This window comes from Streptomyces sp. CG 926, assembly GCF_003148825.1.
Taxonomy (GTDB): domain Bacteria; phylum Actinomycetota; class Actinomycetes; order Streptomycetales; family Streptomycetaceae; genus Streptomyces.
Window position 1 is genome coordinate 252,122 of record NZ_QGGZ01000001.1, and the last position, 23,777, is coordinate 275,898.

General features: G+C 72.1%; 23 protein-coding genes and 1 tRNA gene. 5 read left to right on the forward strand and 19 right to left on the reverse strand.

The annotated features are described in order from the left end of the window. Positions 1-29 precede the first annotated feature (29 nt). From BCL76_RS00955 to BCL76_RS00985, 7 genes are all read right to left on the reverse strand, one after another. The gene (locus tag BCL76_RS00955) at positions 30-563 is read right to left on the reverse strand and encodes a GNAT family N-acetyltransferase (protein ID WP_109777330.1); all 534 of its coding nucleotides are present in this window, start codon (positions 561-563) and stop codon (positions 30-32) included. A gap of 191 nt (positions 564-754) precedes the next feature. Beyond that, on the reverse strand, positions 755-2,974 hold the full coding sequence (locus BCL76_RS00960) for an NADP-dependent isocitrate dehydrogenase (protein ID WP_109777331.1): 2,220 nt from the start codon (positions 2,972-2,974) through the stop codon (positions 755-757). A 225-nt stretch (positions 2,975-3,199) separates the two neighbouring features. Next, positions 3,200-3,553, reverse strand: coding sequence for a DUF805 domain-containing protein (locus BCL76_RS00965; protein WP_109777332.1), 354 nt, complete (start codon positions 3,551-3,553; stop codon positions 3,200-3,202). A 315-nt stretch (positions 3,554-3,868) separates the two neighbouring features. Then, a complete protein-coding gene (locus tag BCL76_RS00970) occupies positions 3,869-4,684 on the reverse strand; it encodes a chitosanase (protein ID WP_109778278.1) in 816 nt (271 codons plus the stop codon). A gap of 130 nt (positions 4,685-4,814) precedes the next feature. Then, on the reverse strand, positions 4,815-5,897 hold the full coding sequence (gene corA / locus BCL76_RS00975; RefSeq protein ID WP_109777333.1) for a magnesium/cobalt transporter CorA: 1,083 nt from the start codon (positions 5,895-5,897) through the stop codon (positions 4,815-4,817). Between the two features lie 147 nt (positions 5,898-6,044). Beyond that, positions 6,045-6,437, reverse strand: coding sequence for a TOBE domain-containing protein (locus BCL76_RS00980; RefSeq protein ID WP_109777334.1), 393 nt, complete (start codon positions 6,435-6,437; stop codon positions 6,045-6,047). Between the two features lie 84 nt (positions 6,438-6,521). Continuing rightward, entirely contained in the window at positions 6,522-7,430 is a 909-nt protein-coding gene (locus BCL76_RS00985; RefSeq protein ID WP_109777335.1) for a LysR family transcriptional regulator ArgP, read from the reverse strand. 69 nt (positions 7,431-7,499) lie between these two features. Between BCL76_RS00985 and BCL76_RS00990 the strand changes: the two genes are divergently transcribed. From BCL76_RS00990 to BCL76_RS01000, 3 genes are all read left to right on the forward strand, one after another. After that, on the forward strand, positions 7,500-8,123 hold the full coding sequence (locus BCL76_RS00990) for a LysE/ArgO family amino acid transporter (RefSeq protein ID WP_109777336.1): 624 nt from the start codon (positions 7,500-7,502) through the stop codon (positions 8,121-8,123). Between the two features lie 143 nt (positions 8,124-8,266). Further along, positions 8,267-9,298, forward strand: a complete 1,032-nt coding sequence (locus BCL76_RS40275) for an NUDIX hydrolase (RefSeq protein ID WP_109777337.1) — start codon at positions 8,267-8,269, stop codon at positions 9,296-9,298. Between the two features lie 58 nt (positions 9,299-9,356). Further along, a complete protein-coding gene (locus tag BCL76_RS01000; RefSeq protein WP_109777338.1) occupies positions 9,357-10,547 on the forward strand; it encodes an MFS transporter in 1,191 nt (396 codons plus the stop codon). Between the two features lie 47 nt (positions 10,548-10,594). On the opposite strand, the gene BCL76_RS01005 is transcribed toward BCL76_RS01000, so the two are convergent. Next, entirely contained in the window at positions 10,595-11,569 is a 975-nt protein-coding gene (locus BCL76_RS01005) for an ArsR/SmtB family transcription factor (protein WP_109777339.1), read from the reverse strand. A gap of 100 nt (positions 11,570-11,669) precedes the next feature. Here BCL76_RS01005 and BCL76_RS01010 point away from each other — a divergent pair, with 100 nt between their 5' ends. Then, positions 11,670-12,950 (forward strand): MFS transporter, encoded by a 1,281-nt coding sequence (locus BCL76_RS01010; protein WP_109778279.1) that lies wholly within the window; start codon positions 11,670-11,672, stop codon positions 12,948-12,950. 4 nt (positions 12,951-12,954) lie between these two features. On the opposite strand, the gene BCL76_RS01015 is transcribed toward BCL76_RS01010, so the two are convergent. The 4 genes from BCL76_RS01015 to BCL76_RS01030 form a co-directional block, all read right to left on the reverse strand. Further along, complete coding sequence (locus BCL76_RS01015) at positions 12,955-14,400, reverse strand: glyceraldehyde-3-phosphate dehydrogenase (RefSeq protein ID WP_109777340.1); 1,446 nt, start codon at positions 14,398-14,400, stop codon at positions 12,955-12,957. Between the two features lie 143 nt (positions 14,401-14,543). Continuing rightward, a complete protein-coding gene (locus BCL76_RS01020) occupies positions 14,544-16,142 on the reverse strand; it encodes a phospholipase D family protein (RefSeq protein ID WP_109777341.1) in 1,599 nt (532 codons plus the stop codon). A gap of 115 nt (positions 16,143-16,257) precedes the next feature. Further along, positions 16,258-17,181: a hypothetical protein gene (locus tag BCL76_RS01025; protein WP_109777342.1), complete on the reverse strand. Its 924-nt coding sequence runs from the start codon at positions 17,179-17,181 to the stop codon at positions 16,258-16,260. After that, positions 17,178-18,593, reverse strand: coding sequence for a phenylacetate--CoA ligase family protein (locus tag BCL76_RS01030; protein ID WP_109777343.1), 1,416 nt, complete (start codon positions 18,591-18,593; stop codon positions 17,178-17,180). Before BCL76_RS01030 ends, BCL76_RS01025 begins: the two co-directional genes overlap by 4 nt. A 395-nt stretch (positions 18,594-18,988) precedes the next feature. On the opposite strand from BCL76_RS01030, the gene BCL76_RS01035 reads away from it, so the two are divergent. After that, positions 18,989-19,783, forward strand: coding sequence for an IclR family transcriptional regulator (locus tag BCL76_RS01035; RefSeq protein ID WP_109777344.1), 795 nt, complete (start codon positions 18,989-18,991; stop codon positions 19,781-19,783). 349 nt (positions 19,784-20,132) lie between these two features. On the opposite strand, the gene BCL76_RS01040 is transcribed toward BCL76_RS01035, so the two are convergent. From BCL76_RS01040 to BCL76_RS01070, 7 genes are all read right to left on the reverse strand, one after another. After that, entirely contained in the window at positions 20,133-20,864 is a 732-nt protein-coding gene (locus BCL76_RS01040) for a class I SAM-dependent methyltransferase (RefSeq protein WP_309136786.1), read from the reverse strand. Positions 20,865-21,112: 248 nt separating this feature from the next. Next, positions 21,113-21,186: transfer RNA gene (locus tag BCL76_RS01045), tRNA-Pro, on the reverse strand. Positions 21,187-21,302: 116 nt separating this feature from the next. Further along, a complete protein-coding gene (locus BCL76_RS01050; protein WP_109777346.1) occupies positions 21,303-21,665 on the reverse strand; it encodes an MmcQ/YjbR family DNA-binding protein in 363 nt (120 codons plus the stop codon). 72 nt (positions 21,666-21,737) lie between these two features. Next, a complete protein-coding gene (locus tag BCL76_RS01055; protein WP_109777347.1) occupies positions 21,738-22,283 on the reverse strand; it encodes a GAF domain-containing protein in 546 nt (181 codons plus the stop codon). Beyond that, positions 22,280-22,936 carry a GTP-binding protein gene (locus BCL76_RS01060; protein WP_109777348.1) on the reverse strand — a complete coding sequence of 219 codons (657 nt, stop codon included), beginning with the start codon at positions 22,934-22,936 and terminating at the stop codon, positions 22,280-22,282. Before BCL76_RS01060 ends, BCL76_RS01055 begins: the two co-directional genes overlap by 4 nt. Further along, positions 22,914-23,327, reverse strand: a complete 414-nt coding sequence (locus BCL76_RS01065; protein ID WP_109777349.1) for a DUF742 domain-containing protein — start codon at positions 23,325-23,327, stop codon at positions 22,914-22,916. The genes BCL76_RS01060 and BCL76_RS01065 overlap by 23 nt, the downstream gene beginning before the upstream one ends. Next, complete coding sequence (locus BCL76_RS01070; protein ID WP_109777350.1) at positions 23,324-23,758, reverse strand: roadblock/LC7 domain-containing protein; 435 nt, start codon at positions 23,756-23,758, stop codon at positions 23,324-23,326. Before BCL76_RS01070 ends, BCL76_RS01065 begins: the two co-directional genes overlap by 4 nt. Positions 23,759-23,777 lie beyond the last annotated feature (19 nt).

The following is a 23,777-nucleotide window of genomic DNA, read 5'->3' on the forward strand; positions in this document are numbered from 1 at the left end:
GAAGCCCCCCGGGGCACCGACCCCGAACGCTAGCGCAGGGCCCACTCCTCGGCCAGGAGTCCCATGACGACCTCGTCCTGGAAGGCTCCGTACACCCACGCCGAGCGGCGGAGCAGGCCCTCCTGCACGAAGCCTGCGGCACGCGCGGCGCGGATCATGGCCGCGTTGTCGGCGAGGGTCTCCAACTGGAGGCGGCCGAGCCCGCGCACGGTGAATCCGTAGCGGCACAGCAGGTGGACGACCTCCTGGCCCAGCCCGCGCCCGCGCATGCCCGGCCGCAGGGAGATGCCGAGGTGGGCGCAGCGGTTGTGGGTGTCGATGCCCCAGATCAGGGCCTCTCCGGCGGGCTCCCCGGAGGTCAGTTCGACCACGGTGAAGACGGCCGCGTCCTCGGTGGGCGCGCCCACCTCGTACGGGGAGTGGCCGCCGGTGGCCGACCGGGGGCTCCAGGGCCGGGAGTCGGCCCGTGAGCGCGTCACGACGTCGTCGTACAGCTCGGCGTGCAGAACGGGTACGTCCTCGGGGAGGCGGGCGCGCAGGCCGGCCAGGTGTCCGCTGATCACCGGCCCTTCCTGACCGCCGCCGGGCGCGGGCCGCAATCGAGTTTCGACGCGCCGTCCGCGGCGCCGCACGCCCGGCCGGACATCGCCCCGAGCACCACCCCTGATACGGCTCCGCCCCGGCCGGGCACGGGGCCGGCCGGGGCGGAACGGATCACGCCGTCACGGACGACGCGTGGGTACGGCTGTCGGCATCAGCCCAGGAGGGCGAGCGCCTCGTTGAGGGTCGCGGACGGGCGCATGATCGCCGCAGCCTTCGTGGCGTCGGGCTGGTAGTAGCCGCCGATCTCGGCCGGGGAGCCCTGCACCGCGACGAGCTCGGCGACGATGGTCTCCTCCTGCTCCGACAGCGCCTTGGCGACCGGCTCGAAGGCCTTGGCCAGCTCGGCGTCGTCGGTCTGCTCGGCCAGCTCCTGCGCCCAGTAGGTGGCGAGGTAGAAGTGGCTGCCGCGGTTGTCGATGCCACCCAGCTTGCGGCTCGGCGACTTGTCCTCGTTGAGGAAGGTGCCGGTCGCGCGGTCCAGGGTGTCGGCCAGCACCTGGGCGCGGGCGTTGCCGGTGGTGGTCGCGAGGTGCTCGAAGCTGGCGGCCAGCGCGAAGAACTCGCCCAGGCTGTCCCAGCGCAGGTAGTTCTCCTTGACCAGCTGCTGGACGTGCTTCGGGGCGGAGCCGCCGGCGCCCGTCTCGAAGAGGCCGCCGCCGTTCATCAGCGGGACGACCGACAGCATCTTGGCGCTGGTGCCCAGCTCCAGGATGGGGAAGAGGTCGGTCAGGTAGTCACGCAGCACGTTGCCGGTCACCGAGATGGTGTCCTCGCCGCGGCGGATGCGCTCCAGGGAGAAGGCGGTGGCCTCGACCGGGGAGAGGATCTTGATGGTCAGACCCTCGGTGTCGTGCTCGGCGAGGTACGTCTTGACCTTGGCGATGAGCTGCGCGTCGTGGGCGCGGTTCTCGTCCAGCCAGAAGACGGCCGGGACGCCGGTGGCACGGGCGCGGGTGACGGCGAGCTTGACCCAGTCCTGGATCGGCAGGTCCTTGGTCTGGCAGGCGCGGAAGATGTCACCGGCGGCGACCTCCTGCTCCAGGACCGTGTTGCCCGCGGCGTCGACCAGGCGGACGGTGCCCGCGGTGGCGATCTCGAAGGTCTTGTCGTGGCTGCCGTACTCCTCGGCCTTCTGGGCCATGAGACCGACGTTGGGGACCGAGCCCATGGTGGACGGGTCGAAGGCGCCGTGGGTGCGGCAGTCGTCGACGACGACCTGGTAGACGCCGGCGTAGCTGCTGTCCGGGAGGACGGCGAGGGTGTCGGCCTCGGCGCCGTCCGGGCCCCACATGTGGCCGGAGGTGCGGATCATGGCCGGCATCGAGGCGTCGACGATGACGTCGGACGGCACGTGCAGGTTGGTGATGCCCTTGTCGGAGTCGACCATCGCGAGGGCCGGGCCCTCGGCGATCTCGGCGTCGATCGAGGCCTTGATCGCGTCGCCGTCGGACAGCGCGCCCAGGCCGTTCAGGATGGCGCCGAGGCCGTCGTTGGGCGACAGGCCGGCGGCGGCCAGGGTCTCGCCGTAGCGGGCGAAGGTCTTCGGGAGGAAGGCGCGGACCACGTGGCCGAAGATGATCGGGTCGGAGACCTTCATCATCGTGGCCTTGAGGTGCACGGAGAACAGCACGTCCTCGGCCTTGGCACGCTCGATCTGGTCGTTGAGGAAGGTGCGCAGGGCATCGACGTGCAGGACGGACGCGTCCACGACCTCACCGGCGAGGACCGGTACGGACTCGCGCAGCACGGTGGTGGCGCCGTCGGCGGCGACGTGCTCGATGCGCAGGGTGCCGGCCTCGGCGATGACGGTCGACTTCTCCGTGGAGCGGAAGTCGTTCTCGCCCATGGTGGCGACGTTCGTCTTCGACTCGGTGGTCCAGGCGCCCATGCGGTGCGGGTGCGTCTTGGCGTAGTTCTTGACCGAGGCGGGGGCGCGGCGGTCGGAGTTGCCCTCACGCAGGACCGGGTTGACGGCGCTGCCCTTGACCTTGTCGTAGCGGGCGCGGATGTCGCGCTCCTCGTCGGTCTTCGGGTCGTCCGGGTAGGCCGGGAGGGCGTAGCCCTGGCCCTGGAGCTCGGCGACCGCGGCCTTGAGCTGCGGGATCGAGGCCGAGATGTTCGGAAGCTTGATGATGTTGGCTTCCGGGGTCTTCGCCAGCTCGCCGAGCTCGGCGAGGGCGTCGGCGATCCGCTGGCTCTCCTGGAGGTACTCCGGGAAGACGGCGATGATCCGACCGGCCAGGGAGATGTCACGGGTCTCGACATTCACACCGGCCGTCGACGCGTACGCCTGGATCACAGGCAGGAAGGAATACGTCGCGAGGGCCGGGGCCTCGTCAGTGTGCGTGTAGATGATGGTCGAGTCAGTCACCGGATGCTCCGCTCCACAGTCTGCGTCTCTCGTCTGCAACATTGCTCGACATCAAGATATCTCGTGATCGGGCCGGTCAGCACAGCCCCCGGCCGTCAGTCCGCGAGACGCACGTCACGCGGCGCCCGACGGTCCCCGGAAAAGCCGAGAGCGCCGCCCGCGGCCGTTACCGGCAGGGGGGGCGACGCTCGGGCGTTCAGGCCTTGATCAGGCCCGTACGGCGGATCAGGCGGCGTAGGCCTTCGGGTCCGCACCGTACTGGTTCGGCTGCGGCTGACCGGCGGTGGCGGTCAGGACGAGCAGCCAGATGCCACCGATGAACGGCACGAAGGCGATGAAGTACCAGGCGCCGGACTTGCCGAGGTCGTGCAGACGACGGACGGTGACGGCCAGGGTCGGCACGAGGGTACCGAGGAAGTACAGGCCGACGAGCAGCGGGTAGGTGCCCAGCAGACCGTCGAGGATCATCAGGACGATCACGGCGGCCATGTTGAAGAGGAAGAACATCCAGTACTCCTGGCGGCGCGCGCGGCCGGAGAAGACGGCGTACTTCTTCAGGACGTCGGTGTAGTAGTTCATGAGGGTCCCCCCAGAGGACGGTTGGTTCGGCCCGTCCTGCTGGAGCAAGCCGGGGCAGAACTTATGCCCCCCTTACGTCGCGGTCAAGCCACTTATGGGGAGGTCAAATCGGCTGGACCGCACGATTTCCGGCACCGAAGTTACGACTTCGGGACACAGTCGCGACGTCATGTCCTTGAACGCCCGAAACGTCCGCACACAAGGCCCACTTGACGCCCCCGCGACTGCTCTGATCGTTACCCACATCGTTATCGCCCCGCGACACCGCGGGCCGGGACGGGTAGGAGGACTCCCGCCCCGGTCCGGGGCGCGCCGTCAGCCGATGTGGAAGGAGTCCCCGTAGACCTTCCAGTCGAGCGGCGTGTTGAGGTTCAAGTTGCCCTTCTTCAGGAAGACCCGCTGCGCGGTGTCGACCCGGCTGGTGTCGCTGTGCGCCTCCTCCTGCTTCATCGCCCAGACCCGGGCGTCGAGGAAGGCGTTCAGGTAAGCGGTCTCGTTGCCGCCCTGGGACGGGGGCTTGGCCTTGGACAGGGCGCGCTTGCGAATGTTGCGGAAGCTGGTGGAGTCGCCGCCGTCGCCGTGCATGACGATGGCGTCGTAGTACATGAACTGCCCGAGCACGCCGACCCCGTCGGCCTTGCCCTGATTCACGGCCGGGTTGAAGTAGACCCGGTCGCGCTCGCGGTCCTGGGCCTTCTTGAAGTCGGCGTCCTGGGCCGCCTTCGCCCAGTCCTTGGTGAAGTTCGGATCGAGGCCGGCGTGCGAGTCGCTGCCGTCGACCTTGCGCAGGGCGGGCAGGTACTTGGCGAGGACGTTGCCCGGCTTGATCTGGGTGTAGTACTCGACGAGGTCGAGCATGTCGCCGGTGCCGGAACAGAATCCGATGATGCCGGCCGTGTAGCCGCGGCCGTCGTCTATGTCCTCTATGTACTTGTACTGCGCCTTCCAGTCCAGCGAGGAGTTCTCCGCGCTGGAGACGATCTTAATGGCGATCTCCTTCTTCGCCGGATCGTCGAGTCCTACGGCCGCCGCCACCGAGGCCTGCGCCGTGGGGGCGGGGGCCGCGGTGGCGTGGGCGGTGACGGGGACGGCGATCAGGGCACTGCCGAGCAGCGCTCCGATCGCCAGCATCGTGCGGCGGGGGGTGAACACAAGGCCTCCATCTGGTAGTTGAGGCGTCCCAGCTTCGTTAGGAAACTTTACTACCAGAGCTGAGGGCAGCTCAATACCCGGGCGTGGCCCAAGGAATGGCCGCGTCCGGTCAGAGCCAGCCGTTACGCCTGAAGCCTCGGTGGATGACGAAGCAGGCCAGCGCCATGACGCCGAGGACCAGCGGATAGCCGTAGGTCCAGTGCAGCTCGGGCATGTGGTCGAAGTTCATGCCGTAGACCCCACAGACCATCGTGGGCACGGCGACGATGGCCGCCCATGCCGTGATCTTGCGCATGTCCTCGTTCTGGGCGACGGTCACCTGCGCCAAGTGGGCCTGCAGGATGGAGTCGAGGAGGTTGTCGTAGGCACCGATCTGTTCCGTGGCCCGGGTCAGGTGGTCCGCCACGTTCCGGAAGTACGCGCGCGTCTCCGGCGGGATGACCGGTATCGGCTGCGTGGCCAGCTGCTGGAGCGGGCGGCTCAGCGGCGCCACCGCCCGGCGGAGTTCCAGGAGTTCGCGCTTGAGCTGGTAGATCCGCCCCGCGTCGCCGCGGCCGCCGTCCTCGCTGAACACCGCGGTCTCGACGGCGTCGATGTCGTTCTGCACCGCGTCCGTCGCGGCCACGTAGTCGTCGACCACATGGTCGGCCATGGCGTGCAGAACGGCCGCGGGTCCGTTGGCCAGTTGGTCCGGTGCGGCCTCCAGCTCCTCACGGACCGGCCCCAGGGTGCCGCGGCCGCCGTGCCGGATGGTGATGATGAAGTCCTGGCCGGTGAAGGCCATCAGCTCGCCGGTCTCCACCACCTCGCTGGTCGCGGTCAGCTCCTCGTGCTCCACGTAGCGCACGGTCTTGAAGACGGAGAACAGCGTGTCGTCGTAGCGCTCCACCTTGGGGCGCTGATGCGCGTTCACGGCGTCCTCGACGGCGATGGGGTGCAGGCCGAACAGCTCGGCCAGCCCCGCCAGCTCGGACCGCGACGGCTCGTGCAGACCGATCCAGACGAAGCCGTCACCGGTCTTGCGGACCCGGCGCAGCGCCTCCTCCGCCTCGGCGCAGTCCTCCTGCCGTACGCCGTCGCGGTAGACGATGCAGTTGACCACCGCGCTGCCGAGCGGGGAGCGGGCCGGGTGACTGAGGTCGACGGCCCGCCGGTAGCTGCGCCGCACGACCCGGCGCAGGTTGCTGAACATGGACAACGGCGTACTCCCCTTCGGCGGATCAGCGGCCAGTCTGCCATCGCCGCCGGAACGCCTGCGTCCGGGCTCACCGCCCGGGGGACTTCGCCGCGCGTCTCGGACCCGGTCGTCTCAGACCCGGTCGTCTCAGACCCGGTCGTCTCAGACCCGGTCGATGAACACGCTCGTCGACTTCACCCGCGCCGTGGCCCGCGCACCCACCTCCAGCCCGAGCTCTTCCACCGCCTCGCGCGTCAGCAGCGACACGATGCGGTGCGGGCCGGCCTGGATCTCCACCTGCGCGTCGACCGTGCCGAGCTTCACCCCGGTGACGATGCCGGGAAAGGCGTTCCGGGCCGAGGTGTACGGGGCCTCCTCGCCCTCGGCGCCCTCCTGAGCGGCCTGGACGCAGAAGGCGGCCAGGTCAGGCCCGTCCACCATCCGCCGGGTGCCCTCGCGGTGGGTGGGGAACCGTTCGGCATCGGCCCAGCGCCGGGCCGTGTCGACGCTGACGCCGAGCAGCCGGGCGGCCTGGCCGATCGTGTAGGACTCCATGGTCCGCAGCTTAGGGGGTGTCGAGTGGATCACGCCGGACCGGGCCGGGCCCGACCGCTGCGGATCGCGCCGGGTCAGGGCGGGTCAGGCCGGGGGGTTGCGGAGCGACTCATGGGCCGCCGCCGCGATCACCTCCGCGACGGTCGACAGGGCGGGCGAGTCGAGCCTCCACTGCTGCCAGTACAGGGGCACGTCCATCGGCCGCAGCGGCTCCAACAGCACCAACTGCCCCGCCCGCACCAGTGGTCTCGACTGCTGCTCCGGCACCAGCCCCCACCCCAGCCCCGCCACCACCGCGTCACGGAACCCCTCCGACGTCGGTATGTAGTGCCGCACCGGCCCCGCCCCGCCCGCCGGGTCCCCCGTCAGCGCCCGGACGAAAGCGTCCTGGAGGTCGTCCTTCCGGTCGAACACGATCGTGGGCGCCTCCCGCAGGTCCCGCTCCGGCTCCCCCGTCAGGTACCGCGCCGCGAACGCGGGACTCGCCACCGGCAGGTACCGGGCCAGGCCCAGCATCCGTACGCTGCAGCCGGCCACCGGGTCGGGCGAGGAGGTCACCGCGGCCATCACCTGCCCCTCCCGCAGCAGCGCGGTCGTGTGCGATTCGTCCTCGCGGTGGAGCTCGATGCAGACCGGCGGGTCCTGCGGCACCCGGGCCAGCGCCGGCAGGAACCAGGTGGCCAGGGAGTCCGCGTTCACCGCGATCGGCAGCCGCACCGGGCCCATCCCGTCGGCCATCCCCAGCTCGGCGCGCGCGTCGCGCTCCAGGCGGGCCAGCTGCCGGGCGAAGCGGACCACCACCTCCCCGGATTCGGTCGCCCGCACCGGCTTCGTCCGCATCAGCAGCACGCGCCCGGTCCGCTGCTCCAGCGCCTTGACCCGTTGGCTGACGGCGGAGGGGGTCACGTGCAAGGCGGCCGCCGCCGCGTCGAAGGTGCCCTCGTCCACCACGGCGAGCAGCGTGCGTACCTGGTCCAGCGGAAGCTCATCCATCACGAGCGCTAATGGTACGTAAAAATCTTTAGCTGTACTGAACCGGTCTCGCTGCCTACCGTCGATGTCATGAACTACGGCATCCTCACCGCGGCCCTGGCCGGCTTCGGCAGCGGACTCTCCCTCATCGTCGCCATCGGCGCGCAGAACGCCTTCGTCCTTCGCCAGGGCGCGCGCCGTCACGCGGTGCTCGCCGTGGTCGCCATCTGCGCAGTCTCCGACGCGGTCCTGATCGCCCTCGGCGTCGCCGGCGTCGGCGTCTTCGTCACCGCCTGGCCGGCCGCGCTGACGGTGGTCGGACTGGCCGGGGGCGGGTTCCTGATCTGCTACGGAGTCCTCGCCGCCCGCCGGGTGCTGCGGCCCACCCCCGGCGCCGCCCTCACCACGGAGGGGACGACGAGCGGATCCGCCCGCCGGGCCGTACTGACCGCACTGGCCATGACCTGGCTCAACCCGCACGTCTACCTGGACACCGTGCTGCTCCTCGGCTCCCTCGCCGCCGACCGCGGGGACCTGCGCTGGGCCTTCGCCGGCGGGGCGGTGCTGGCCAGCCTGACCTGGTTCGCCGGGCTGGGCTACGGGGCGCGGCTGCTGAGCGGCCTGCTCGCCCGTCCGGCCGCCTGGCGGGTCCTTGACGGGCTCGTCGCCGCGACCATGGTCACCATGGGCGGGCTGCTGCTGGCCCGCGCCTAGGGTGTGTCTTTCGGATCATGCCGGGCCCCGCGAGCCCGGCATGATCCGAAAGACACACCCCGAGCCCGTACGTCGGCGCCGGGTATCCATCGCGGCCGGGGCATGGTGCCCGAGCCGCCGACCCCGATCCCCAGGAGCCCGCCGTGCCCGACCGTCCTTCCCCGCTCGTGGCCACCGCCGGGGTCGTCCTGGACACGCGCGGGCGGGTCCTCGTACTGACCGCCCCGGGCCGGACGGACCCGAAGCTTCCGGGCGGCATCGTCGAGGGCACCGAGACCCCGGAGGAAGGGCTGGCCCGCGCACTGCGTGAGGGGCTGGGCCTCGCTCGGCGGGCCGGCCGGCTGCTGGCGGTGGACTCCCGACCGACCGGCTCGACGGGCTCGACCGACCCGGGCGACCCGACCGGCTCGGCCGACCGCTCCCTGATCGTGCACCTCCACCTCGTCGGCCCGCTCCCGCCGCTGGAGACGGCGGCGCTCTCCCTCCCCGCCGGGGAGGGCACCGAGGCGCGCTGGCTCCCGCCGGAGGCCGCCTGCGCGCTGCTGCCCGCCCCGGTCGCGCCCCGGCTGCGCGCCGCGCTGGCCGCACTGCACACCGGGTCCTTCGCCCACCTCGTCGACGGGGTCCCCCACCCGGGCTCCCCAGCCGGTCTGGACCCGGCCCGGCGCCTCGCCCTGGAGCACTCGGGCACCCTCGACCCGGCCAGCCACCGGGCCAGCCGCCCCAAGGCGGTGACCGCGGCGAGCGTGCTGTTCACCGGCCCCGACGGTCGGATCCTGCTGGTGCAGCCCGCGTACGGCCGGTCCGACCGCTGGAACCTGCCGGGCGGCGGCATCGACAGCGACCTCGGCGAGATCCCGCGCGCCGCCGCCCGGCGGGAGGTCCACGAGGAGCTGGGCCTGGACCTCGCCCCGGGCCGGCTGCTCGCCGTGAACTGGGCCCACAAGCCCGGCCGTCCGGCCCGTATCCGCTTCCTCTACGACGGCGGCGTCCTCGACGCGCCCACCCTCGCCCGGATCCGGCTGGACCCCACCGAGCTGCTCCAGTGGCGCACGGTCACCCCCGCGGACCTCCGCGATCTGGTCAAACCCGCCCTGCGCCGCCAGATCACCGCATGTCTGACCGCTCGCGCCACGGGCGCCGGCCCACTGGAACTCCACGCGGGCCGCCCCTGACCGGTGCGGCCCGGCCGCCGCCGCGCCGGGCCGCTTCCGCGGGGTTACCGTCGGCGGCATGGACGGCGATCGTCAGCGGTGGCGCCGGTGCCTGCTCGGCGGGGCGGTGTTCGCCGTGTGCATGGCGGGCACCACGCTGCCCACCCCCCTGTACGGGCTCTACCAGGAGAAGTTCGGGTTCTCCGAGCTGATGGTGACCGTCGTGTACGCCGTGTACGCCTTCGGGGTGATCGGCGTCCTGCTGCTTGCGGGCAACGCCTCGGACACCGTCGGCAGGCGGCCCGTGCTGTTGGCCGGCCTGGTCTTCTCGGCGGCCGGCGCCGTCTGTTTCCTGTGCGCCACCGGCATGGGCTGGTTGTACGCGGGCCGGCTGCTGTCGGGGCTGTCCGCCGGCCTGTTCACCGGGGCCGCCACGGCCTACGTGATGGAACTGGCCCCGAGCGGCGGCGCCTCACGGGCCACCTTCGTGGCGACGGCCGCCAACATGGGCGGCCTGGGCTGCGGCCCGCTGCTCGCCGGTGTGCTCGCGCAGTACGCCGCCTGGCCGCTGTACCTGCCGTTCGCCGTCCACCTCGCGCTGGTGGCCGGCTCGGCCGTCGTCCTGGCACGGCTCCCCGAGACCGTGCGCGAGCGGCGGCCGCTGAGCACCGTGCGACCGCAGCGGCCCGGCCTGCCGCCGCAGGTACGGTCCGTGTTCGCGCCCGCGGCGATCGCCGCCTTCGTCGGCTTCGCGCTGTTCGGCGTGTTCACCTCGGTCAGTCCCGCCTTCCTCGCCGAGTCCCTGGACGTGCACAACCGCGCGGTGAGCGGGCTGATCGTCGCGCTGGCCTTCTTCGCCTCGACCGCCGGGCAACTGGCGGTCGGCCGGGTCGGGGTGGGCCGGTCGCTGTCACTGGGCTGCGCCGTGCTGCTCCTCGGGCTGGCGCTGCTCGCGGGTGCGCTGTGGTGGGACCTGCTGGCGCTGGTGGTGGCGAGCGCCGTCGTCGGCGGGGTCGGGCAGGGGCTGGCGTTCCGCGGGGCGCTGTCGGCGGTGGCCGCGGCCTCGCCGCCGGACCGGCGGGCGGCGGTGATCTCGATGCTGTTCGTGGTGGCGTACACGGGCATCTCGCTGCCGGTGATCGGGGTGGGGCTGCTGGTGGGCCCGATCGGTCTGGAGGGCGCCGGGCTCGTGTTCATCGCCTGCATGGCCGTACTGGTCGTGGCCGCGGCCGGCTACCTGCTGCGCCGACCCGCGCGGGCCCACGCCTGAGGCACGCGCCGCGGCCGCCGCGGCTCACACCGGGTCCGCACCGCCGGTCAGCCGGTCAGCCGGTCCCCGAGGGGGCTGCGGCGGTAGAGGACCTGCCGTCCGTGGCGTGCCCGGGAGACGAGCCCGGTGGCGTACAGCACGCCCAGGTGCTGGGAGACGGCGCTCGCGGTGACCCCGAGGCGCCGGGCGAGCTCGATCGTGGGCAGCGGCTCGTCGAGCAGACCGAGCAGCCGCGCCTTGGGCGCGCCGACCAGGGACACCAGGGCGGCGGTGTCGGCGCCGGGCTCGCGCGCCCACAGCGTCGCCACACCGCGGCTCGGGTAGGCCAGCGTCGGTGCTTCCTCGGGGCTGACCGGCGGTGCGGGCTTGTGCGCGAACACGGACGGTACGAGGAGCAGCCCACGGCCGGACGCCACCACGCGGTGCCGGTTGAGCATCTGCCCGATATGCAGCACACCGCCCTGCCAGCGCAGGTTCGGGTGCATGTCGGAGAAGAGCAGGCGGGCCCCGCCCATGGCCAGCCGGCGCGCGCGGTAGGTCATGTCGGCCTCCAGCAGGAGGCGCATCCGCGGCCACATCGGTCGGACGGCGGCCTCCCAGTACTGGTGCAGCACCACGCAGAGAGCGTCGCGGAGCGCGAGGACGGGCCCGTCCCCGGGGGCGAGGGCGGCGGTCAGCGGGGCGGGGAGCGGGTCGGGGTCGTGCGCGGCCACCAGGTCGCGACGGACCAGGTCGGGGGGTGTCCGGCGGACGGTGGCCAGTTCCTCCTCGAAGGAGGGGGCGAAGCTCGCGGGCCTCGGGGTCAGGAAGTCGGGCAGGGTGCGCCGGACCGCGACCACGGACATCAGCAGTTCGATGTCGAGCCCGTCGAGTGCGCCGAGGACCTGTCGGCGCCACGGGAGGTGGAGGGCGGAGAGGCCCGGCTCGCGCAGCACGCGCAGGCTGAGCACGGTCTCGTACAGCGGCGACAGGGCGAATCGGGTGTCGGCGAGGTCCTCGACGCCGAGTTCGAAGCTGATCATTGAGCCATACGCTACATCCATTGGCGCGGGGGCGGACGTGCCGTGAACTCCCCCCATGACAAGTCCCCCGGCGACGCGGACCGTTCACATGCGGTCCGGGATGAGCCGCCGCCTGCTCCTGCTCCTCACCCTGACCTGCGCCGTCGGCGTGGGTACCGTCTACTTCCCGCAGGCCGTCAGCCCCTTGGTCGGCGCGGCGCTGCACGAGTCGCCCGGCTCCGCCGCCCTGGTGGTGAGCGCGATCCAGATCGGCTACACGGCGGGGATCTTCCTGCTGGTGCCGCTCGGCGACCGGCTGCCGCACCGCCCGTTCCTCGTCACCCTGCTCGCCCTCACCGGCGTCGGTCTGCTTCTCGCGGGGTGCGCGCCGGGGCTGGCCCCGCTGATCGCCGCGGTGGCCGTCGTCGGCACGACCACCGTGGCCGCGCAGGTCATCGGTCCGCTGGCGGCGGGTCTGGTGGCCGCCGACCGCCGGGGAGCCGTCCTGGGCACCCTGCTGAGCGGTTCGACCGGCGGCATGTTGTTGGCCCGCACCTTCGGCGGGACGCTCGGCGAATGGCTGGGGTGGCGGGCCCCGTACCTGGTGGCCGGGGCCGTGGCTCTACTGCTCGCGGCGGTCCTGGCCCGTACCCTGCCGGTCACCGTCCCGACCTCGCGGCAGCGGTACGCGGCCTTGCTGGCCGAGCCGCTGCGCCTGCTGCGCGCCGAGCCGGAACTGCGCCGCTCCTGCCTCTACCAGGCGACGGTGTTCGGCGCCTTCTCGGCCGTCTGGACCTGCCTGGCGCTGCTGCTCACCGGCCCGGTGTACGGCCTGGGCGCGCATGCGGTGGGGGTGCTCGCCCTGGTGGGCGCGGTGACCATGCTGTGCACCCCGTACGCCGGGCGGCTGGTGGACCGGGTGGGACCGGACCGGGTGAACCTCGGCTGCCTGCTCGGGGTCCTGCTGTCGGCCGCGGTCCTCGCCGCGGGCGGTGGTGGTGGGCCGGCGGGTGCGGCCGCGCTGGCGGTCGGCACGCTGCTGCTCGACGTGTCGATGCAGTGCGGCATGCTCGCGAACCAGGCCCGGGTGTACGCCCTGCGCCCCGATGCCCGCAGCCGGCTCAACACCGCGTACATGACCTGTGCGTACCTGGGCGGCAGCGCCGGATCCTGGCTGGGCGTGCGGGTCCACGGCAGCGCCGGCTGGCCGGGTGTGTGCGTGCTCGTGGCCGTCCTGGCCGGGATCGCTCTGGCCCGCCATCTGTCGGCGTCACGTGGACGGGGGCGGGACGCACGACAGGCGGGGGACGGCGGGCGGGGCGACCGATGCGCGTCGGCATCGATGCCCCGCCCGCCGTCACCCCGCCTGTCGAAGCAGCCGGTCGGACGGCGAGCGTTCTGACGGATCAGACCGCCGGAACCGGGTAGGTCGGGTACTCGACGCCGGACACGTGCTGGACCACACGGATGACCTGGCAGGAGTAGCCGAACTCGTTGTCGTACCAGAGGTAGAGGATGGCGTTGTCGCCGTCCACCTTGGTGGCGCCCGCGTCGACGATCGAGGAGTGGCGCGAACCGACGAAGTCCATGGAGACCGCGTCGGGAGCCGTGGTGAAGTCGATCTGGCGCTTGAGCGGCGAGTGCAGCGAGACGTCGCGGAGGTAGTCGAGGACCTCGTCACGGGTGGTCTCACGGCCCAGGCGCAGACTCAGGATGGCGATCGAGACGTCCGGGACGGGGACGCGGATCGAGCTGCCGGTGATCGGGGCCTTCAGGTCGGGCAGCGCCTTGGCGACGGCCGAGGCGGCGCCGGTCTCGGTGATGACCATGTTGAGCGGCGCGGAGCGGCCACGCCGGTCGGCCTTGTGGTAGTTGTCCAGCAGGTTCTGGTCGTTCGTGAACGAGTGGACGGTCTCCACGTGACCGCGCAGGACACCGTACTCGTCGTCCATGGCCTTGAGCGGCGGGACGATCGCGTTGGTGGTGCAGGAGGCGCAGGAAAGGATCTGCTCGTCCGGCTTGATGGTGTCGTGGTTGACGCCGTGGACGATGTTCGGGACGTCGCCCTTGCCCGGAGCCGTCAGCACGACCTTGTCGATGCCGGGGCGCAGGTGCTTGGACAGACCCTCACGGTCGCGCCACTTGCCCGTGTTGTCGATGAGGATGGCGTCCTTGATGCCGTGCTCGGTGTAGTCCACCTCGGACGGGTCGTTCGCGTAGATCACCTTGATGGTGTTGCCGTTGGCGATGATCGTGCTGTTCGCCTCGTCGACGGTGATCGTGCCCTGGAACTGGCCGTGGATCGAGTCGCGGCGCAGCAGCGAGGCGCGCTTGACGATGTCCTGGTCGCCGCCCTGGCGGACGACGATGGCACGCAGGCGCAGGCCGTTGCCGGAGCCGGCCTTCTCGATCAGCAGGCGGGCGACGAGGCGGCCGATGCGGCCGAAGCCGTACAGGACGACGTCGCGGCCGTCGCCACGCTCGATCTTGTTCGCGCCGGTGGCGCCGGCGACGGCGTCGGCGGTGAACTCGGCGACCGAGAGACCGCGGTCGTCGCTCTTGTAGTCCGCGGCGAGCATGCCGATGTCGATCTGGGACGGGCCGAGATCGAGCGTGGTCAGGATCTCCAGGAACGGCAGCGTCTCGGTGACCGAGAGCTCCTCACCGGCGATCTGACGGGCGAATCGGTGGGTCTTGAGGATGCTGACCACCGACTTGTTCACCAAGGAGCGGCTGTGGAGCAGGATCGTGACGTCCCGCTCCCGGTGCAGCTTCCCGATGATCGGGATCATCGACTCCGCGATCTCCTCGCGGTTCTTCCAGCTGGTGAACGAGTCCTCATTGACAGTCACAGGATTATCTTTCGAGCTAGGCGGTGCTCATATGCTAACCCGCCGCCATTTTGGTCACTTAAGCGGTACCCACCGTGTCGGGAACGGGCACTATGTGACATCAATTTGTACGTTTTAGCAATGGTTTGCTGCTGGAAGGTGCCTCAGAACCTTCGGCGGAGCCTCATCCCGAGCGGGCGGCCGTCCGGGTCCACGAGCACCCGGTGCAGCGGGGTGACGAGCATCCGCCGCGCCGTCCCGAGCTCCGGCCGGGCGTACCGGCGCAGCCGGCCCGGTGGCCGCGGGCCGTGGCGGCCGCCCTCGTACCAGGCGTCCAGCGCGGCGGCGCTCCGCGCGAAGAGTTCGAAAGCGGACACAGGGTCGCACAGTGCGTCGGTCGTCCCGGCATCGGTGTGCTCGGCCATGAGTTCCAGGCGCAGCTCGCGGGCGAAGACCCGCGCCCCGTCGCCGAGACCGCCGGGATCGGCCGGGCTCCGCGGGTCGGTGCGCTCGTCGTACACGACACAGCTCAGCTCGGAATCATGGGTCCAGGAACGGAGGTTGATGTTGTCCGAGCCGACGGAGGCCCATACGTCGTCGATCACGCACGCCTTCGCGTGGACGTAGACGGGGGTTCCGGCCCGGTTCTCCAGGCCGTACACCGCGACCCGGTCGCCGCCGGCCTCGCGCAGCTCGTCCAGGGCCTTGACCCGCCCGATCAGGTTCATCGGCAGCGTCAGCGGACCGGTCTGCTCCGGGATCGTGGGGACGACCCCGATCAGCCGCAACCGCGGATGGCTGCGCAGTGCCCGGGCGAAGCAGTCCACCACCCGGGGCGACCACAGGTACTGGTCCTCCAGGTAGATCAGCGCCCGGGCCCGGCGCAGCGCCTTGGTGTACCCCCGCGCGATGCTGCGCTCGCCGTCGGGGGCGAAGGGGTAGCCGCGCAGCAGCCGGTTCGGGTAGGTCCGCAGCAGCTGGACGGTGTGCGCGCCGCACCGCGCCGGGTCGGGGGTCTGTCGCGGCAGCGGGTCGGCGCTGGTGTCCTCACGGTGCGCGCGCTCCCGCAGCCGGGTGAGCGGGCTCCGGCTGAGCGGAGCCGGATCCTCCCACCGCTCGCGGAAGACGGCCTCGACGTCGCCGACGACCGGGCCGCGCAGGGCCAGCTGGAGGTCGTGCCACGGCGGGTGCGGCCCGTAGGCGGGGGCCAAGGGCAGTGACCGGCGGTCGCCGGCGTGCGTCGCGTCGTCGTTGCGGTTGCGACAGAGGTCGATGCCGCCGACGTAGGCGACATCCAGCTCGGGGCGGCCCGGGTGGCGCAGCACCACGAGTTTCTGGTGGTGGGAGCCGCCCGGTCGCACCCTCATGTCGAGCAGGCACTCGGCTCCGGCCTCCGCTAGCTCCTTGCCGAAGCGAAGGTTCTCCTCTTGGCTGAAGTGAAGACCGTCCAGATGGGAACGCCACAGCAGGCCCTTCACGACGACACCGCGCTCGGCCGCCCGGCACAGGACCGAGCCGATCTCCGTGCCGGGTCCGTCGAGCCGCTCGTCGGGGTCGCCGCGCCAGTCGGTGAACAGCAGCAGATCGCCCGGGCCCATCGCGCGGACGGCCGCCAGCAGCTCCGCGAAGTAGACGGCTCCGTGGACCAGGGGGCGTACGAGGTTCCCGCGGGACCAGGCCGCGCCGTCCGGGCGGCGCCGGTCCAGGCGCGTCGCCGGGTTGCCCCGCTCACCGGGTTCCAGAAGCCAGTCGGCACGGGTCATCGCCCGACCCTCCGATCGCGCGATCGCGCTGGGGTACCGCAGTCCCAGGCTAGCCGCGTCCGCGCGGCCGGGCCCCTCGGAAGGCCCGTCGGAAGGGCCCGTCGGAAGCGGCCCCTCAGCGCACCGGTTCGGCCTCGGCTCCACGGGCCGGGCCCACCCGGCCGGCGGCCCCACGGGTCGTGGCCGTCCCGCGGCGCGGCACGTCGGCCATCCGCCGCTCCGGGCCGCTCCGGCGCAGGTAGCGGTAGCCGAGGAAGGCCGCCGGGCCGAAGAACACCTGGGCCGGGACGAGGGTCGGCGCGTGATCGCCGATCGCGGCGAGGAGGTGCAGGGTGGCGACCGGGGTCACCGCGCCGAAGAGGGTGACCAGCGCGATCCCGGTCCGCAGCCCCCGCGTCCCGTACGCCTTGTAGGCGGTGGTGGTGAACAGCGCGTACGCCAGCAGATCGCCCATGCCGACCACCGCCCCCAGGTCCTCGCCGATGCGCAGGCCCGCGGCGGGGGCGTACGGATACCCCTGGACGGCGTCGGACAGTTCCTGGGTGAGCGGGACGACCCAGGCGAAGAAGGCGTCGTACGCGGTGAGCGCGAGCAGGAACCACGCGACGTTCTTCAGCCGCATGCCGCCCTGCACGTTGAGGTTGGTGGCGGAGACCACGATCAGTACGACGACGACGCTGTTCGCCACCCAGTACGGCGGCGCGGTCTCGCCGAAGGCCAGGTGGCAGCCGAGCACGCTCGCGATCAGTACGGCGATCAGCGACCGGCGCAGTGGAGCGTTCCCGATCACGGGCTGGTAGCCGACGGACAGCCCGCCCGCGAAGACGAGGGCGAGCACCACCGGCAGGACCGCTCCCGGCAGCGTCAGGTAGATGTACGGCAGTGCCAGGACGAAGCCCATCATCATGAAGATGTCGCTGCCGTTGAAGACGCCGACGGGCGGTCTCGGCGTGCGTACGGCACGGAAGTACGCGATCGCGCCGGCGCACACACCGACCGCCAGGGCGAGGGTGACCGCGAGCTGGAAGAAGACGCTCATGCGTGGCTCCGGGTGAAGGTGTGCTCCAGCAGGTCGCAGCGGAGGGGGAAGAGGCGCGCGGCCTCCTCCTCGTCCACCGGTAGGACCGTGACGCGGGCATCGACGGCCCGGGCGCGCAGCCGCTCGGTCACCTCCGCCTCGGTGACCTCCTTGGAGGCGACCTCCACGTGGAGCCGGCCGTCGGCGCCGACCTCCGCCCGGTGGCGCAGCGGGAACGGCAGGCCGGGGGTGCCGTCCAAGGCCTCCACGATGTCGCGCGGGGTCACGATGCCCTCGACGGTGCGGTGCAGCGCGCCGGCCTTGCCGAGGATGTGGGAGACGGCGGGTACGGCCGCCAGTTCGCATGCGGGCTCGCCCTCCAGGGTGCGGACCACGTCACCGGTGTTGTAGCGCAGGACCGGCATGCACTCCCGGTAGGGGAAGTAGGGGGTGATCGTGAGTTCGCCGAGCCGACCGGGGCCGGCGGGCTCGCCGGTCTCCAGGTCGAGGACCTCGGTGTAGCCCATGTTGGGGTCGATGTGGAGATGCCGCTCGCTGCACGTGCGGCCGCCGACCGGGAGCAGTTCGGTCATGCCGAAGGCGTCCCCCACGGTCTTGGCGCCGAAGGTCTCGCGTAGCGCGTCCGACAGGCTCCGCGACAGCATCTCCCCGCCGGCGTAGATCGCGCGCAGCGCGAAGTCCTCCGGTCCGTGGCCGCGTCGCCGGGCGGCGGTGACCATCTGCCCGAGGTAGCTGGGGTTGCCGGTGAGGATGGTGGGCCGGGTGCCCCCGCCCGCGGCCAGCAGGTGCTCGACGGACTCGTCCGGCGGGACCTGTCCCACGACGTGGCAGGAGGCGTTGGCGAGCCGACACACCTCCACGTCCTCCTGCACGGCGGCCGTCGCCCGGGAGCTGAGGTTGATCTGCATCCGGTCGCCGGGCCCGAGGTCGCCGCGCAACACCAGGGACAGGGCGATCAGTGCGGGCCACAGCTCCATCTCGTAGCGGGAGAGCCAGATCTGCACGGGGCGGCCGGTGGTGCCGGTCGTCTGGGTCGCCAGGTAGGGGGCGCCGCACAGGAAGTCGGCGGGGCGTTCGACGAGGTCGGCCTTGCGGGTCACCGGGATCCGGGTGAGCGTCCGGGCGGTGACGCCGTCGAGGTCGATGCCTGCGAGCCGCTCCCGGTAGAACGGGGAGCTCTTGGCGAGCCTGCGCACGGTCCGCCGGAGCGCGCGGTCCTGCAGGTCCCGACGCTCGTCGGGATCGGCGAACGGCCCGTCGGCCAGTTCGTCGACGTCGTCGCCCAGCGACCCGAACTCCTCCAACGTGCGCAGGGCGTCGGCGACCAGCCGCTCGACGGCCCGTACGTTCAGCCGCCGGCCGAACACCATCGCCATGGCCACCCGTACCTGGCGGACACCGGTCTCCAGCACTCGTACCTCCCTGGGGCGTGGCGAAGGGGTGGGGGCGACGCGCCGCCCCCACCCCTCACTTCTTCGTCAGCTGGCGGAACAGGTGGAGAAGAAGACCGCCGTCATGGCGCCCATGACGTACTTGAACTGCTTGGCGCTCGTCTTGATCGCACTCATCGGATCCTCCTTGTTCGTTCCGGGCGGACGGTCCGTCGGGCTCCCGCGAAGTCGCCGTAACGTTCCGTCACTTGGACAAGAAGACAATGGCGCGATCGCAATGCACGGGCAATGATCTGGTCCATTCAACGGACCGGTGAACGGGGGACGGCACCAGCGATACCTCCGACGAGCCGGTACGAACGGGGAGTTCTGGTTCCGTCCGACCGATGGGGCCAGGCGTGAAAGGGGGACCGCCCATGGCCAGATCCGGCACAGAGGGGCGGGGCGTACTGGAAGGTGCCTTCGCGTTGATGGAGGTGCTCGCGGAGGGAGAGGAGGTCGGGCTGACCCGCCTGGCCACCGACGCGGAACTACCGAAGGCCACCGCCCACCGGCTACTGGGGCAGCTGGTCGCGCTGGGTGCGGTGCAGAGCCGCTCCGGCCGCTACCGGCTCGGGGCGCGGGCCTTCCGGCTGGGGCAGGCGTGGCACCCGGCGCGGGCGCTGCGCGCGGCATCGGCCCTGCCGCTGCGTGAGCTCGCCTCCGCGAACGGCCGGCTGAGCCTCAGCCTGTCGGTGGCGGAGGCGGGACGGACGATCGTGGTCGCTGGTCTGCGCGGCGAGGTGGACGACGTGCTTCCGCTGAGGTCGGGCGTCGTACTGCCCCCCGGAAGCGCGGCCGAGCTGATCCTGGCGGCCTCGGCCCCGGTGGGCGACCCGCCCGAGGGGCGGACGGCCTCCTCGTGGGCCCGCGAGGTCGCGCAGGTCAGGGAGCGGGGGCTCGCCTTCGAGTACGGGCAGTGCGTGAGCACCCTCTCGTGCGTGTCGGCGCCGATCCTGTCCGCGTCGGGGCAGGTGGTCGCCGCTGTGGCGGCGACCAGCCTCGACCCACGGCAGACCGCATCGCTGGGCGAGTCCGTGGCCCGCGCCGCGGCGATGATCAGCGCGAACCTGGCCCGCCGGCCGGCCACCGCGGCCCGGTCCCACGGCGAGCGGCCGTCCCACCCTCCGGGCCCGCGCGCCCCGCACCCGGTCCTGGCGGGTCCGCACTAGGCCGTCTCTTCCGGATCTTGCCGGGCCCGGGCGACGAGGGGCCGTTCCGGAGTCCTCCGGAACGGCCCTGTCCGCCGCCGAAATGCCGACGGAGGGTGACCGCGCCGTCGACGGACTCGGCGCGATCGCGAATTTCCTGCGGCTGCCGTCCACCCGTGGTGGTCCGTGATCCTGATCGCCGTCGGTCCGTCCGTGGTCCGGGCGCTGTGCGCGGTCACGCGACGGGAGGCGGACGCCGGCACGACCACCTGACCTGGGCCTGAGCGGCCCGAGCGGGGCCGAGCGGGCCTGAGCCGGCCTGCGGCGGGATCGATGGGGCGCTTCGGAACACTCCGGAGCGGCCCGTCGGTCATGCCGTGCGCCGGCCCCGTGCGGCCCAGGCCCGCGCCCGCAGCTCGATCGAGCCGTCCGCCGCCCGGGGCAGCGTCGACCGCAACCGCTCGCGCAGCTCCGCGCGACGCTCCTGCGGCAGGGAGGCCACGTAGGCCGGCGCCGGCCCCTGCCCGCCCAGGAACGGCTGCCAGAAGTCGTCGAAACCCGAGAACCGGGTGGGGACACCGATCGCGTCCACCTCGACGCCCTCCAGCCCCGCGCCGACCAGCAGCTCCCTCATCGGCGCCCGTCCGCACAGCGGAAACCTGACGGCCTCGTCCAGGGCCCGGGCGTCCGGATCCAGGGCGGACGCGGCGTCCCAGAATGCGCGGATGGTCTCCATACCGCCCTCCTCGAAGTCCCAGACGTACGCCGCCACCAGCCCCCCGGGCCGGACCGCACGCACCATCTCGGCCGCCGCGCGGGGCGGGTCCGGCACGAAGTTCAGCACGAGCCCGCTGACGGCGACCGACGCGGTGGCGTCGGCGAAGGGCAGGTTCACCGCGTCGGCCAGGGCGAAGTGCGCCCGCGGGTCGGTGACGGTCCTCCGTGCGTACTGCACGTAGCCGGGGGACGGATCGATGCCGACGACGGTCTCCGGTTCGGCAAGATCCAGCACGGCCTGCGTCACCGCACCCGTGCCGCACCCGATGTCGCGCCAGCTCCCCCCAGGAGCCGCGTCCAGCAGGCTGACGAAGCGGCGTGCCACCGAGCGGCTCCATCGCCCCACATACGGCTCGTACGCCTCACCAGCCACCCACATCGGCCCATGCCTCTCCGGAAGACCACCCCCTGGAGCCATCCTGCCGCGCCGGCGTCCCGGCCGCAGGGAACCCACCGGCGCCGGACCGGCGCGTGCCCGACTCCCTCGCGCCCCCACGGCCACACCCCCAGGACACACGAAAAGGCCGCTCCCTCAGAGATGAGAGAACGGCCTCCGACGTGCACAAAGCACAGTCGGGACGACAGGATTTGAACCTGCGACCCCTTGACCCCCAGTCAAGTGCGCTACCAAGCTGCGCCACGTCCCGATGCGCGCTGACCTGGGGTTTCCCCTGGTTGAACGCGCAGGAGAACGATACCGCACTTCGTGGGGTGGTTGCGCGCACCTTTCGGCCTCCGGGTCCGCGCGGCCCGGTGGCGGCCTTCAGCCCGCGGCGCCGCTCAGCTCCGGATGGGCGGCGATCAGGCGCTTGGGGGCCGCCTGGAGCCAGGAGTCGGTCAGGATGGAGCGCAGCTCGGCCTCGTTCGTCACGGCCGCGAGCCGGACCCGGATCCAGGCGTAGTTGTCGTCGTGGCCGGCGCGCAGGAAGAATTTCTCCGGCTCGGCCGCGATCAGCTCCGCCCGGTCCTCCTTCGGACACTTCACCCCGATCGTGCTGTCGTCGTCGGCCAGCGAGACGAAGATCTTCCCGCCGACCCGGAAGGTCGGCATGCCCCAGGCGAGCTTCTCCGTGCTGTCCGGGAGCGACAGTGCGATCAGTCGGACGTCCTGCGCGGTTGTGGCCATCCCCGTGGCTCCTCTCCAGCCTCCGCCGAACCCTCGTCCGGCGACCGTAGCGCGCGCCGCCGACAATCGCGCTCACCCCCGCCGGTCCTCCCGCTCGTGCACCAGGGCCACCAGTTCCGCCGCGAGGGCCTTCACGGTGGCGAGTCCCTCCGTACCCCACCGCCGGGGCACCACGTCCACCGCGCACACCGTGCCCAGGACGATCCCGCGCCGGTCCGTCAGCGGTGCGCCCACGTACGAGCGCACCCCGCTCTCGTCCACCACCACGTTGCCCGCGAAGCGCGCGAAGTCCCGTACGTCCTCCAGGACCAGCGCCCGCCGCCGCACCACCACGTGCGGGCAGTAGCCGTGGTCCCGGGCCAGTACCCGCGCCGGGTAGCCGCTCGCCGCGGCCTGTGCGCCATGGTGCAGCCCGGCGAAGAACTGGCGTTCCTCGCCGACGAAGTTGACCCCCGCGTACGGTGCGCCGAGGGCGTCGGCGACGCGTCGTGCGAAGGCGTCCAGTTCGGTGTCCGTCCGCTCCCCCAGGCCCAGCTCGCGCAGCCGGACGGCGCGTGCGGGTGCCTCCCGGTCGACCGGTGTGAGCAGCAGGTGTCCGGTCGATTCGTAGTACGTCATGGCGGTTCCCCCGACTCCGAGGACGAAGAGCTGACTGCGGACATGCAGAGCAGATGGCGGACGAGGGCGACCAGCGCCCCCGTCCCGGAGCTCGCCAGACGCGCGTCGCACCGTACGACGGGCACCTCGGGCCCGAGCCCTACCGCCTCGCGGACCTCGTCGGGCCCGTAGCGGTGACCGCCGTCGAACTCGTTGACGGCGACGATGAAGCCGATCCCCCGCCGCTCGAAGAAGTCCACGGCGGGGAAACAGTCGGCCAGGCGGCGGGTGTCGGCCAGCACCACCGCCCCGAGCGCCCCCGCGCACAGTTCCTCCCAGAGGAACCAGAACCGGTGCTGTCCCGGGGTGCCGAAGAGGTAGAGCACATGGCGCTCGTCCAGAGTGATCCGCCCGAAGTCGAGCGCGACCGTCGTCGTGGTCTTCTCCTCGACGCCGTGCAGCGGGTCGCGGCTCGCGCCGACCCCGCTGAGGAGTTCCTCCGTGCTCAGCGGTTCGATCTCGCTCACCGCGCCGACGAAGGTGGTCTTGCCCGCCCCGAACCCGCCCGTGACGAGGATCTTCAAGGTCGCGGGCGGCGCCGCGGCGGCCCGGGCCGGATGCGCGGCCCGCCCGGGGGCAGGGGCGGGGGCGTCACAGTCGTTCACGTAGGCCATCGAGCACCGCCAGGAGCAGGGACCGGTCGTCGGCGGCGTACGAGCCGCCGCCCGGGAACCGCGGTGCCCGCGCCATGACGGCCCCGTGTTCCATCAGATCGGACAGCAGCACCTTCACCACGACGGCGGGCAGCCGCAACTGCCCGGCCACCTCGGCGACGGTGACACCGGAGGCGCCCGCGCACATCCGCAGGGCCAGGGTGTGCTCGGTCCCGAGCGGGACGTGCGGCCTCACCCCGGTCGCGGTCACCAGCGAGAGCAGGTCGAGCGTGAAGCCCGGCCGGGTCCGCCCCCCGCTGGCGGTGTACGGGCGCATCACGCGGCCCGCCGTGTCGTCGAGCCACGGTGTGTCCCGTCCCTTCGCGTACGCCCCCGTCCCGCGGGACCTCATCGCTCCACGTCGGCGGCGGGCCGTCGCGGCGGGGCCGCGAGGTACGGACGCACGCTCTTGACCAGCATCGCCATCTCGTAGCCGAGCACCCCGGCGTCGGCCTCCCGGTCGGCGAGGACGGCCAGGCAGGTACCGGATCCGGCGGCGGAGACGAAGACGAGCGCGGTGTCGAGTTCGACCACGACCTGTCGTACCTCGGCGCCGTCCGCGAAGCGGGAGCCGGCGCTGCGGCCCAGTGAGTACAGCCCTGAGGCGAGGGCGGCCAGGTGGTCGGCGCTGTCGGCGTCCAGTCCGTGCACGCAGGTCACGAGCCCGTCGGCGGTGAGGATCACGGCGCTTCGCGTGTACGGCACGCGCTGCACCAGGCCGCTGAGCAGCCAATCGAGGTCGGAGAGCCGGCTGCCGGTCTTCGTCGCCACTTCGCCGCCCATGGGGGTGCGCTCCTTGCTG

What these genes read in the sequence shown, in the direction of transcription:
- BCL76_RS00965 (WP_109777332.1), bottom strand. Translation starts at nt 3,553, where the DNA reads ATGAACTACTACACCGACGTCCTGAAGAAGTACGCCGTCTTCTCCGGC.
- BCL76_RS01035 (WP_109777344.1), top strand. Translation starts at nt 18,989, where the DNA reads ATGGCCAGATCCGGCACAGAGGGGCGGGGCGTACTGGAAGGTGCCTTC.
- BCL76_RS01005 (WP_109777339.1), bottom strand. Translation starts at nt 11,569, where the DNA reads ATGATCAGCTTCGAACTCGGCGTCGAGGACCTCGCCGACACCCGATTC.
- BCL76_RS01000 (WP_109777338.1), top strand. Translation starts at nt 9,357, where the DNA reads ATGGACGGCGATCGTCAGCGGTGGCGCCGGTGCCTGCTCGGCGGGGCG.
- BCL76_RS01025 (WP_109777342.1), bottom strand. Translation starts at nt 17,181, where the DNA reads ATGAGCGTCTTCTTCCAGCTCGCGGTCACCCTCGCCCTGGCGGTCGGT.
- BCL76_RS01070 (WP_109777350.1), bottom strand. Translation starts at nt 23,758, where the DNA reads ATGGGCGGCGAAGTGGCGACGAAGACCGGCAGCCGGCTCTCCGACCTC.
- BCL76_RS00980 (WP_109777334.1), bottom strand. Translation starts at nt 6,437, where the DNA reads ATGGAGTCCTACACGATCGGCCAGGCCGCCCGGCTGCTCGGCGTCAGC.
- BCL76_RS00990 (WP_109777336.1), top strand. Translation starts at nt 7,500, where the DNA reads ATGAACTACGGCATCCTCACCGCGGCCCTGGCCGGCTTCGGCAGCGGA.
- BCL76_RS01065 (WP_109777349.1), bottom strand. Translation starts at nt 23,327, where the DNA reads ATGAGGTCCCGCGGGACGGGGGCGTACGCGAAGGGACGGGACACACCG.
- BCL76_RS01060 (WP_109777348.1), bottom strand. Translation starts at nt 22,936, where the DNA reads ATGGCCTACGTGAACGACTGTGACGCCCCCGCCCCTGCCCCCGGGCGG.
- BCL76_RS01010 (WP_109778279.1), top strand. Translation starts at nt 11,670, where the DNA reads ATGAGCCGCCGCCTGCTCCTGCTCCTCACCCTGACCTGCGCCGTCGGC.
- BCL76_RS01050 (WP_109777346.1), bottom strand. Translation starts at nt 21,665, where the DNA reads ATGGCCACAACCGCGCAGGACGTCCGACTGATCGCACTGTCGCTCCCG.
- BCL76_RS01020 (WP_109777341.1), bottom strand. Translation starts at nt 16,142, where the DNA reads ATGACCCGTGCCGACTGGCTTCTGGAACCCGGTGAGCGGGGCAACCCG.
- BCL76_RS00985 (WP_109777335.1), bottom strand. Translation starts at nt 7,430, where the DNA reads ATGGATGAGCTTCCGCTGGACCAGGTACGCACGCTGCTCGCCGTGGTG.
- BCL76_RS01055 (WP_109777347.1), bottom strand. Translation starts at nt 22,283, where the DNA reads ATGACGTACTACGAATCGACCGGACACCTGCTGCTCACACCGGTCGAC.
- corA (WP_109777333.1), bottom strand. Translation starts at nt 5,897, where the DNA reads ATGTTCAGCAACCTGCGCCGGGTCGTGCGGCGCAGCTACCGGCGGGCC.
- BCL76_RS00970 (WP_109778278.1), bottom strand. Translation starts at nt 4,684, where the DNA reads ATGCTGGCGATCGGAGCGCTGCTCGGCAGTGCCCTGATCGCCGTCCCC.